Below are 11,465 nucleotides of genomic sequence, written 5' to 3' on the forward strand. Positions count from 1 at the left end.
TTTTTAGTTATCCACACCTATTTTCCCCTCAAAAAAACCGGTACTCAATTGAGTAACCGGTCACTTGGAAGATATTACAACATGTCGATGTGGTTCTTTTCCTTCAGAAGTTGTAATGATATTTTTATGATTAGATAATGCTTGGTGGATAATCTTTCGTTCAAAAGATGGCATAGGCTCCAATACAACCCTTTTTTTCGTACTTACTACTTGTTTGGCTAATCGATAAGAAAGTGCTTCTAATGTACCTTTTCTTTTACTACGATAATTTTCAGCATCTAGTGTGATACCAATATACTGCTTCGTATTACGATTTGCCACAAGTTTTGTTAAATACTGCAAAGAATTCAAGGTGTTCCCTCTTTTACCAATCAAAACACCTATATTTTCGCCAGAAATTGTAAATTCAACTTCGCGTCCTTTTACAATTTTACTAATCTCAGCTTCCACACCCATATCGTGAATAACATTTTTTAAATATTCTTCACATTCTTGAATCGGATCTTTCTTCAATACAACTTCTACTACTGCAGGTCGATTCCCAAATAAACCTAGGAATCCTCTTTTACCCTCATCGATAATATTTATATCTACTCGGTCTTTTGAAACATTTAATTGTCTTAAAGCATCTTGTACTGCCAGCTCGACTGTTTGTCCTTTAGCAGTAATTACACTCACTTGCTTGATCCTCCTGCCTTACTAGCCTTAATTTCTGGCCCCTTGATCAAGTACATTTGAGCGATACCAAAGATATTACCAACAACCCAGTAAAGTGATAATGCAGCTGGGAAGTTAATTGCAAAGACTAAGATCATGATTGGCATTAACCAAAGCATCATTGCCATTTGCGGATTTTGACCAGCTGTTCCTGCCATTGCAAGCTTTTGCTGAATAAATGTTGTAATTGCCGCAACAACCGGTAAGATATAGAACGGATCTGCCTGTCCTAAGTCGAACCATAAGAATGTGTGCTTACTAATTTCTGATGTTCTCATAATCGCATGGTAAAACGCGAATAAAATAGGCATCTGAACAAAGATTGGTAAACATCCTGCTAATGGATTTACACCATTTTTTTGATACAACTGCATCATTTCTTGTTGTAGTTTTTGCTGTGTTGCTTGATCTTTAGAGCTATATTTCTCTTTTAACTTCACCATTTCTGGTTGTAACGCTTGCATTGCTTTCGTACTCTTCGTTTGTTTAATCATTAATGGTAATAATGCAAAACGAATAATAAGAGTTGTAACAACAATCGCTAAACCGTAATTACTACCAAATAAGTTGGCAAAATACGTAATTAACTGAGAAAGCGGGTATACGAAGTATTCGTTCCAAATTCCAGTGCTTTTTGGTGTAATTGGCTGATTTACTTCACTACAGCCAGCAGTAATCGCCATTAATACAACAACCATGGCTAGTAAACCTAATTTCTTTTTCAAAGCCTACTCCTCCTTGTATCGGTATGTATATAGTGTAATTCATTTCCTTACGCTACTTTTTTATTGTTTTCATACCAGAGCGTTTAAAGACATGAATTAAGCTTTTCTTTAATTCTTCATATGTCATCTCTGCACAAGGCTTCCTTGCTATTATAACAAAATCTTTTCCAGAATCTATCTCATCTTTTAATTCCGTGATCGACTGGCGAATCATACGTTTAATTCGGTTACGCACTACTGCATTTCCTATTTTCTTGCTGACAGAAAGACCAATACGAAAGTTTGGCTGCTCTGCCTTATCTAGTTGATAGACAACAAGCTGACGATTAGCATTCGATTTTCCTTTTTGAAAAACCGTCTGGAATTCATCATTCTTTTTTATACGATGTTTTTTCTTCATATCAATTGACACTCCTGTAGTTCATCAGCGGAAATTCACTATTATTAGAAAAAAAGACCACTGAACGATCAGTGGTCTACGCAGATAATACTTTTCTTCCTTTACGACGACGAGCTGCTAGCACTTTACGTCCGTTCGCTGTGCTCATACGGCTGCGGAAACCATGTACTTTGCTGCGCTTACGTTTATTTGGTTGGTAAGTTCTTTTCATTATATGACACCTCCCTGAGGAATATCTGTTAAAGACAGTCCTATAAATTATAGTTAATCAACTAGGAAAATGTCAATGGTTCTCGAAATTTTCATCAAATATTCATTTTGAACCTATTCACATACTTTTTCACAGAACCTATATTTCCTTGTGGATAAATGTTTTTTCTTGTTTTTTATATCCACAAACTCTTTTTGCACTTTTACACAGTATATCGTGTTGTGGACAAGTTTATTCCACAAGGTATTGATTTTGTGGATAACTTTCTTAATTTCATTGCTATAGCTACTTTTTTTTGATATTATAGTTGTGTTTTCACTTTGAATAAGTTTTCCACATCTTTATCTTATCCACAATTTGTGTATAACATGTGGACAGTTTTAATCACATGTGGGTAAATGATTATCCACATTTGCTTTTTTTGTCGAAAACCCTATCTCATATACAAACGACGTTTTTAGGTTTTAAAATACGTTTCGTATAAATATACATTTTATATTTATTTAGGTTGTACATTTGTTGCGCAACCTTATTCTTTTACCATCTTAGTAAAGGAGGGACACCTTTGGAAAACATCTCTGATTTATGGAACAGCGCCTTAAAAGAACTAGAAAAAAAGGTCAGTAAACCAAGTTATGAAACATGGTTGAAATCAACAACCGCACATAATTTAAAGAAAGACGTATTAACAATTACAGCTCCAAATGAATTCGCTCGTGATTGGTTAGAATCTCATTATTCAGAGCTAATTTCGGAAACACTTTATGATTTAACAGGGGCAAAATTAGCTATTCGATTTATTATTCCCCAAAGTCAAGCTGAAGAGGAGATTGATCTTCCTCCTACTAAACCAAATTCAGCACAAGATGATTCTAATCATTTACCACAGAGTATGTTAAATCCAAAATATACGTTTGACACATTTGTTATTGGCTCTGGTAACCGTTTTGCTCACGCTGCTTCATTGGCCGTAGCCGAAGCGCCAGCTAAAGCATATAATCCCCTCTTTATTTACGGGGGAGTTGGACTTGGAAAGACCCATTTAATGCATGCAATTGGTCATTATGTAATTGAACATAACCCAAACGCGAAGGTTGTATATTTATCATCTGAAAAATTTACAAATGAATTCATTAATTCTATTCGTGATAATAAAGCGGTCGATTTTCGAAATAAATACCGTAATGTAGATGTTTTATTGATAGATGATATTCAATTTCTAGCAGGAAAAGAACAAACTCAAGAAGAGTTTTTCCATACATTCAATGCATTACACGAAGAAAGTAAACAAATTGTAATTTCAAGTGATCGGCCACCAAAAGAAATTCCAACTTTAGAAGATCGTCTTCGTTCTCGCTTTGAATGGGGACTCATTACGGATATTACGCCACCAGATTTAGAAACACGAATTGCAATTTTACGTAAAAAAGCAAAGGCCGAAGGACTCGATATACCAAATGAGGTTATGCTTTATATTGCAAATCAAATTGATTCAAACATTCGTGAACTAGAAGGTGCACTCATCCGAGTCGTAGCTTATTCATCTTTAATTAACAAAGATATTAATGCTGATTTAGCAGCTGAAGCACTTAAAGATATTATTCCAAACTCTAAACCAAAAATTATTTCTATTTATGATATTCAAAAGGCTGTCGGGGATGTTTATCAAATAAAATTAGAAGATTTCAAGGCGAAAAAGCGAACAAAATCAGTTGCCTTCCCTCGCCAAATTGCAATGTATTTATCACGCGAACTTACGGATTCCTCCTTACCTAAAATAGGTGAAGAATTTGGTGGACGTGATCATACAACAGTTATCCATGCCCATGAAAAAATTTCTAAGCTGCTTAAAACGGATACGCAATTACAAAAGCAAGTTGAAGAAATTAACGATATTTTAAAGTAGTAGCTGAATAGTGTGAATAACTTCCCTTGTTTTACGCACAGTCTATCCACATGTAGATAGACTGTTTTTACATCCTTTAACGGGGTTATCCACATATCCACAAGCCCTATTACTATTACTACTATTTTTTATCTTTATTAATTAAATAAAATCTTATACTTACCGGAGGTTTTTCTTTATGCGTTTTACAATACAAAAAGACTATCTTGTAAGAAGTGTGCAAGATGTAATGAAGGCTGTTTCTTCTCGTACAACAATTCCGATCCTTACAGGAATTAAAGTGGTAGCTACGGAAGAAGGAGTTACGTTAACAGGAAGCGATGCTGATATTTCTATCGAATCTTTTATCCCAGTTGAAGAAGATGGAAAAGAAATTGTGGAAGTAGCACAATCAGGAAGTATTGTTTTACAAGCAAAATATTTTAGTGAAATTGTAAAAAAATTACCTAAAGAGACTGTTGAAATTTCTGTAGAAAATCATTTTATGACAAAAATAACTTCTGGGAAATCAGAGTTTAATTTAAATGGTTTAGATTCTGCTGAATATCCATTGTTACCACAAATTGAAGAACATCATGTTTTTAAGATTCCAACGGATTTACTTAAACATATGATTAGGCAAACTGTATTTGCAGTTTCCACTTCTGAAACAAGACCGATCTTGACAGGTGTAAACTGGAAAGTATATAACAGCGAATTAACTTGCATTGCTACAGATAGTCACAGATTAGCTCTTCGAAAAGCAAAAATCGAAGGAATCGCAGATGAATTCCAAGCGAATGTTGTTATTCCTGGTAAAAGCTTAAATGAATTAAGCAAAATTCTAGATGAGTCTGAAGAAATGGTAGATATCGTTATTACGGAGTATCAAGTATTATTCCGTACAAAACATTTATTATTCTTCTCAAGATTGTTAGAAGGAAATTATCCTGATACAACTCGTTTGATTCCAGCGGAGAGTAAAACTGATATTTTTGTAAATACAAAAGAATTTTTACAAGCAATTGATCGTGCATCTCTATTAGCAAGAGATGGTCGTAACAATGTTGTGAAATTATCAACTTTAGAACAAGAAATGCTAGAAATTTCTTCGAATTCACCAGAAATCGGGAAAGTAGTAGAAGAAGTTCAATGTGAAAAAGTAGATGGGGAAGAGTTAAAAATATCTTTTAGTGCAAAATATATGATGGATGCACTAAAAGCCTTAGATAGTACTGAAATTAAAATTAGCTTTACTGGAGCAATGAGACCATTCTTAATTCGTACAGTAAATGATGAGTCCATTATTCAATTAATTTTACCGGTTCGTACTTACTAAGTAAGAAATAAGGGTTGCTAGTTTTCAGATGCTAGTAGCCCTTATTTGATTTTTGGGTATTACTTTCCTAATGTTAGTTTATTTAGTACAATGAAAGAATGAACACTTTCAGAAAGTGAGCGATTTTATGAAACGTATTAAAATTTCAACAGAGTATATTACACTAGGACAATTTTTAAAGTTAGCCGATATAATCGATACAGGTGGCGCTGTAAAATGGTTTTTACAAGAATATGAAGTGTACGTGAATCAAGAACTTGAAAATAGAAGAGGTCGCAAATTATATGCGAACGATATTATTGAAATACCGGGAAGCGGAAGTTTCCAAGTTCAGGCATAAAGGGGGAGCCCTTTGTTTATTTCAGAAATACAATTAAAAAACTATCGCAATTATGAAAAGTTAGAGCTTTCCTTTGAAGATAAAGTGAATGTCATTATCGGTGAAAACGCACAAGGGAAAACGAATTTGATGGAAGCTATTTATGTTTTAGCGATGGCGAAATCTCATAGAACCTCTAATGATCGCGAACTTATCCGTTGGGATGAAGATTTCGGTCAAATTAAAGGGAAATTACAAAAGAGAAATAGTTCTTTGTCTTTGGAATTAAATATTTCGAAAAAAGGTAAAAAGGCAAAATTAAATCAACTTGAACAACAAAAATTGAGTCAATATATTGGCGTGATGAATGTTGTCATGTTTGCCCCAGAAGATTTAAATCTTGTAAAAGGAAGCCCTCAAGTAAGAAGACGCTTTTTAGATATGGAATTAGGTCAAATAGCTCCAGTCTATTTGTATGAATTGAGTCAATATCAAAAGGTGCTCACGCAGCGAAATCACTTGCTGAAAAAGATGCAAGGGAATAGTAAGAATGAGGAAACGATGTTGGATGTATTTACACTTCAACTTATTGAGCATGGTACAAAAATATTGCAAAAACGGTTTGAATTTTTGCATTTACTACAAGAATGGGCAGCCCCAATTCATCGCGGTATAAGCCGTGGATTAGAAGAATTAGAAATTGTCTATAAACCAAGTGTAGATGTATCAGAATCAATGGATTTGTCGAAAATAAAAGAAGTATACTATGAAAATTTTCAATCTGTGAAACAACGTGAAATTTTCCGTGGTACGACTTTAATTGGTCCTCATCGTGATGATTTACAATTCTTCGTTAATAGTAAAAATGTTCAAGTCTTTGGTTCGCAAGGGCAACAACGAACAACCGCACTGTCCCTAAAATTAGCTGAAATTGAATTGATTTACTCAGAAGTTAAAGAATATCCGATTCTTTTATTGGATGATGTATTATCAGAATTGGATGATTATCGTCAATCGCATCTGTTAAATACAATTCAAGGAAAAGTGCAAACATTTGTGACAACGACGAGTGTCGACGGAATTGAACACGAAACATTAAAAGAAGCGAAAACAATTCATGTAACGAACGGCACGGTAGATTGTGAAATAGATAGGGCATAATCCCTGTTTAAATGGAAAAGTAGGTGATCTTTGTGTCAATGGAACAAAAGCAGATGGAAGAAAATTCATATGATGAAAGTCAGATACAGGTACTTGAAGGACTAGAAGCAGTTCGAAAGCGCCCTGGGATGTATATTGGATCTACAAGTGGAAAAGGACTTCACCATCTTGTGTGGGAAATCGTCGATAATAGTATTGATGAAGCACTTGCGGGGTATTGTGATGAAATTAACGTTAGTATCGAAGAAGACAATAGTATTCGTGTAACGGATAATGGACGTGGTATTCCAGTTGGGATACAAGAAAAAATGGGACGTCCTGCTGTAGAAGTTATTATGACCGTTCTTCATGCTGGTGGTAAGTTTGGCGGTGGCGGTTATAAAGTTTCTGGTGGTTTACATGGTGTTGGGGCATCTGTAGTAAATGCTCTATCAACAGAACTAGAGGTATTTGTACACCGTGAAGGTAAAATCCATTATCAAAAATACGAAAGAGGTATTCCGGTTGCGGATTTAAAAGTCATTGGTGATACAGATCAAACGGGAACGATAACTCGATTTAAACCGGATCCAGAAATTTTTCAGGAAACAATAGTATACGAATTTGATACGTTAGCAACTCGTATGCGTGAATTAGCATTTTTAAATCGTAATATTAAATTAACGATTGAAGATAAACGTGAACATAAGCAAAAGAAAGAATTCCATTATGAAGGTGGAATTAAATCATATGTTGAGCATTTAAATCGCTCAAAACAACCAATCCATGAAGAACCTGTATATGTAGAAGGATCAAAAGATGGTATTCAAGTTGAGGTTGCACTTCAATATAACGAAGGATATACAAATCATATTTACTCGTTTACAAATAATATCCATACGTATGAAGGTGGTACACATGAGGTAGGATTTAAAACAGCCTTAACTCGTGTGATCAACGATTATGGTCGTAAAAATAATATTTTAAAAGATGCGGATAGTAATTTAACTGGTGAAGATGTTCGTGAAGGTTTAACAGCAATTGTGTCAATTAAACATCCGAATCCACAATTCGAAGGACAAACGAAGACGAAACTTGGAAATAGTGAAGCAAGAACAATCACAGAGTCAGTATTCTCAGAAGCATTTGAAAAGTTCTTGCTGGAAAATCCCAATGTTGCACGTAAAATTATAGATAAAGGGACGATGGCAGCGCGTGCGCGTGTAGCAGCTAAAAAGGCTCGTGAGTTAACTCGCCGAAAGAGTGCTTTAGAAGTTTCAAGTTTACCAGGGAAATTGGCAGACTGTTCTTCTAAAGATCCAGCAATTAGTGAAATTTATATCGTAGAGGGTGACTCTGCCGGTGGATCTGCAAAACAAGGGCGCGATCGTCATTTCCAAGCAATTTTACCGCTGAAGGGTAAAATTATTAATGTTGAAAAGGCACGCTTAGATAAGATTTTATCAAATGATGAAGTTCGTACAATTATTACGGCGATCGGTACAAATATCGGTGGAGACTTCGATATTGAAAAAGCACGCTATCATAAAGTTATTATTATGACCGATGCCGATGTTGATGGTGCACATATTCGTACCCTATTATTAACGTTCTTCTATCGTTATATGCGTCAAATAATTGAGTGTGGTTATATCTATATTGCACAGCCACCGTTGTTTAAAATACAACAAGGTAAAAAAATTCAATATGCTTACAACGATAAGGAGCTTGAAAACATCTTAGCGGAATTACCAGCTCAACCTAAGCCGGGGATTCAGCGTTATAAAGGTCTAGGGGAAATGAATCCAACTCAGCTTTGGGAGACGACAATGGACCCAGAAGTACGTTCATTACTTCAAGTTTCCCTTCAAGATGCAATTGAAGCGGATGAAACATTTGAAATTTTAATGGGAGATAAAGTTGAGCCACGTCGTAACTTTATCCAAGAAAATGCAAAATACGTGAAAAACCTTGATATTTAAATGGGTAATGACAGGAATCTAAGTATTCCTGTCTTCTACATATAAATCAATGTATGTGTAACGGAAATGTAAGAGGAGGTGCTCGTTGATGTCAGACAATCAACAACAAGCACGAATTCGAGAAATTAATATTAGTCATGAAATGCGTACCTCATTTTTAGATTACGCAATGAGTGTTATCGTATCTCGTGCATTACCAGATGTTCGTGATGGATTAAAGCCTGTGCATCGTAGGGTTTTATATGCGATGAATGATTTAGGAATTACAGCTGATAAAGCGTATAAGAAATCAGCGCGTATTGTCGGTGAAGTAATCGGTAAGTATCACCCTCACGGTGATTCAGCTGTTTACGAGACGATGGTACGTATGGCGCAAGACTTCAGTCAACGTTATATGCTTGTTGATGGGCATGGTAACTTTGGTTCTGTTGATGGTGATTCAGCAGCAGCAATGCGTTATACGGAAGCAAGAATGTCTAAGATTTCTATGGAATTAATACGTGATATTTCAAAAAATACGATTGATTATCAAGATAACTATGATGGTTCTGAAAGAGAGCCAATTGTATTGCCAGCGCGTTTCCCTAATTTATTAGTGAATGGTACGACAGGTATTGCGGTTGGTATGGCAACAAATATTCCACCGCATCAACTCGGTGAAGTCATTGATGGTGTATTGGCGTTAAGTCATAATCCTGACATTACTATTGCGGAATTAATGGAGTTTATTCCAGGACCCGATTTTCCAACAGCAGGTTTAATTTTGGGACGAAGTGGTATTCGAAGAGCTTATGAAACAGGTAGAGGCTCTATTATGCTTCGAGCTAAAGTTGAAATTGAGGAGAAGTCAAATGGTAAACAATCTATTCTCGTAACGGAACTACCTTATCAAGTGAATAAGGCGCGATTAATTGAAAAAATTGCAGAATTAGTTCGTGACAAGAAAATTGAAGGTATTACGGATTTACGTGATGAATCAGATCGAAACGGTATGCGTATTGTTATGGAAGTACGCCGTGATGCCAATGCCAATGTACTATTAAATAATCTATATAAACATACAGCACTTCAAACAAGTTTTGGTATTAATATGTTGTCTCTTGTAAATGGAGAGCCACAAGTATTGAATTTAAAACAAAATTTATATCATTACTTGGAGCATCAAAAGGTAGTAATTCGTCGACGTACTGCTTATGAATTAGAAAAAGCAGAGGCACGTGCTCACATTTTAGAAGGATTAAGAATTGCCCTAGATCATCTCGATGAAGTTATTACGTTAATTCGTAGTTCGAAAACAGCAGATATCGCAAAGCAAGGCTTAATGGAACGCTTCGGTTTAAGTGAGAAACAAGCACAAGCAATTTTAGATATGCGTCTGCAACGTTTAACAGGATTAGAACGTGAAAAAATTGAGCAAGAATATCAAGACTTAATGAAGTTAATAGCTGAATTAAAAGCAATCTTAGCAGATGAAGAGAAAGTTCTTGAGATTATCCGTGAAGAATTAACGGAAGTAAAAGAGCGCTTCAATGATAAGAGACGAACAGAAATTACAATTGGTGGCATGGAATTTATTGAAGATGAGGATTTAATTCCAGAGCAAAACATCGCTATTACGTTAACTCATAATGGTTATATTAAGAGGTTACCAGCTTCCACTTACAAAACACAGAACCGTGGTGGACGTGGTGTGCAAGGAATGGGAACAAATGATGATGATTTCGTAGAGCATTTATTAACTACTTCTACGCATGATCACATTTTATTCTTTACTAATAAGGGGAAAGTATACCGTACGAAAGGATATGAAATCCCAGAATATAGTCGTACAGCAAAAGGTATACCTATTATTAACTTATTAGGTGTAGATAAGGGTGAATGGATTAATGCCATTATTCCAATTCGTGAATTTGGTGACGATGAATTCTTATTCTTCACAACAAAACAAGGCATTTCTAAGAGAACGCCACTTTCATCATTTGCGAATATACGCACGAATGGTTTAATTGCAATCTCTCTTCGTGAAGAGGATGAAGTAATATCTGTACGTTTAACATCTGGTGATAAGGATATTATTGTAGGAACAAGCAATGGTATGTTAATTCGCTTTAACGAGCAAGATGTGCGTTCTATGGGACGTAACGCGGCTGGTGTAAAAGCAATTACATTAGGTGATGAAGATCAAGTTGTAGGTATGGAAATTGTCGAAGAGGATGTAAATGTTCTAATTGTAACGAAAAATGGTTATGGAAAGCGTACACCAATCGATGAATACCGTCTACAAAGCCGTGGTGGTAAAGGTCTGAAGACTTGTAATATTACAGATAAAAACGGTAAATTAGTAGCTGTTAAATCTGTAACAGGTGAAGAAGATATTATGTTAATTACGGCAGCGGGTGTTATTATTCGTATGCCAGTTGATCAAATCTCTCAAATGGGACGTAATACACAAGGTGTTCGTCTAATTCGATTAGAGGATGAGCAAGAGGTAGCGACGGTAGCAAAAGCACAAAAAGATGATGAGGAAGAAACGAGCGAAGAGGTTTCTTCAGAAGAATAAGAGGGGGGATTTCTCCCCTCTTTATTTTTTTATAATAATACTTGCATAGAAAAGAGAAAGCCTATATAATAGGCAGAGTCAGCAAATGAGGGATACAAGTTATCTTAAAAAACTTGTTGACGAAAATAATATACTATGATATATTATAAAAGTCGCTGAAACGCGATATTGAACTTTGAAAACTAAA

10 protein-coding genes are annotated in these 11,465 nt (G+C 35.3%); 6 read left to right on the forward strand and 4 right to left on the reverse strand.

All coding sequences use genetic code 11. The annotated features are described in order from the left end of the window. Positions 1-60 precede the first annotated feature (60 nt). The 4 genes from jag to rpmH form a co-directional block, all read right to left on the reverse strand. Complete coding sequence (gene jag / locus KI369_RS00745) at positions 61-678, reverse strand: RNA-binding cell elongation regulator Jag/EloR (RefSeq protein ID WP_212954760.1); 618 nt, start codon at positions 676-678, stop codon at positions 61-63. Further along, the gene (gene spoIIIJ / locus KI369_RS00750; protein WP_144614726.1) at positions 675-1,442 is read right to left on the reverse strand and encodes a YidC family membrane integrase SpoIIIJ; all 768 of its coding nucleotides are present in this window, start codon (positions 1,440-1,442) and stop codon (positions 675-677) included. The genes jag and spoIIIJ overlap by 4 nt, the downstream gene beginning before the upstream one ends. 52 nt (positions 1,443-1,494) lie before the next feature. Continuing rightward, positions 1,495-1,842 (reverse strand): ribonuclease P protein component, encoded by a 348-nt coding sequence (gene rnpA / locus KI369_RS00755; protein WP_212954761.1) that lies wholly within the window; start codon positions 1,840-1,842, stop codon positions 1,495-1,497. A gap of 76 nt (positions 1,843-1,918) precedes the next feature. Beyond that, a complete protein-coding gene (gene rpmH, locus KI369_RS00760; protein ID WP_000831901.1) occupies positions 1,919-2,053 on the reverse strand; it encodes a 50S ribosomal protein L34 in 135 nt (44 codons plus the stop codon). Between the two features lie 565 nt (positions 2,054-2,618). Between rpmH and dnaA the strand changes: the two genes are divergently transcribed. The 6 genes from dnaA (at position 2,619) to gyrA (ending at position 11,278) form a co-directional block, all read left to right on the forward strand. Further along, complete coding sequence (gene dnaA, locus KI369_RS00765; RefSeq protein WP_212954762.1) at positions 2,619-3,959, forward strand: chromosomal replication initiator protein DnaA; 1,341 nt, start codon at positions 2,619-2,621, stop codon at positions 3,957-3,959. A 178-nt stretch (positions 3,960-4,137) separates the two neighbouring features. Next, positions 4,138-5,277, forward strand: a complete 1,140-nt coding sequence (dnaN, locus tag KI369_RS00770; protein WP_144614722.1) for a DNA polymerase III subunit beta — start codon at positions 4,138-4,140, stop codon at positions 5,275-5,277. Positions 5,278-5,404: 127 nt separating this feature from the next. Next, on the forward strand, positions 5,405-5,617 hold the full coding sequence (gene yaaA, locus KI369_RS00775) for a S4 domain-containing protein YaaA (protein ID WP_073519043.1): 213 nt from the start codon (positions 5,405-5,407) through the stop codon (positions 5,615-5,617). A 12-nt stretch (positions 5,618-5,629) separates the two neighbouring features. Next, entirely contained in the window at positions 5,630-6,757 is a 1,128-nt protein-coding gene (recF, locus tag KI369_RS00780; RefSeq protein ID WP_144614720.1) for a DNA replication/repair protein RecF, read from the forward strand. Positions 6,758-6,795: 38 nt separating this feature from the next. Then, positions 6,796-8,718 (forward strand): DNA topoisomerase (ATP-hydrolyzing) subunit B, encoded by a 1,923-nt coding sequence (gyrB, locus tag KI369_RS00785; RefSeq protein ID WP_212954763.1) that lies wholly within the window; start codon positions 6,796-6,798, stop codon positions 8,716-8,718. An 88-nt stretch (positions 8,719-8,806) separates the two neighbouring features. After that, complete coding sequence (gyrA, locus tag KI369_RS00790) at positions 8,807-11,278, forward strand: DNA gyrase subunit A (RefSeq protein WP_016085333.1); 2,472 nt, start codon at positions 8,807-8,809, stop codon at positions 11,276-11,278. Positions 11,279-11,465 lie beyond the last annotated feature (187 nt).

It is taken from the genome of Bacillus sanguinis (genome assembly GCF_018332475.1).
GTDB lineage: Bacteria > Bacillota > Bacilli > Bacillales > Bacillaceae_G > Bacillus_A > Bacillus_A sanguinis.

Coding starts and splice junctions, on each gene's coding strand:
- rnpA (WP_212954761.1), bottom strand. CDS start 1,842: ATGAAGAAAAAACATCGTATAAAAAAGAATGATGAATTCCAGACGGTT.
- rpmH (WP_000831901.1), bottom strand. CDS start 2,053: ATGAAAAGAACTTACCAACCAAATAAACGTAAGCGCAGCAAAGTACAT.
- dnaN (WP_144614722.1), top strand. CDS start 4,138: ATGCGTTTTACAATACAAAAAGACTATCTTGTAAGAAGTGTGCAAGAT.
- yaaA (WP_073519043.1), top strand. CDS start 5,405: ATGAAACGTATTAAAATTTCAACAGAGTATATTACACTAGGACAATTT.
- gyrB (WP_212954763.1), top strand. CDS start 6,796: ATGGAACAAAAGCAGATGGAAGAAAATTCATATGATGAAAGTCAGATA.
- gyrA (WP_016085333.1), top strand. CDS start 8,807: ATGTCAGACAATCAACAACAAGCACGAATTCGAGAAATTAATATTAGT.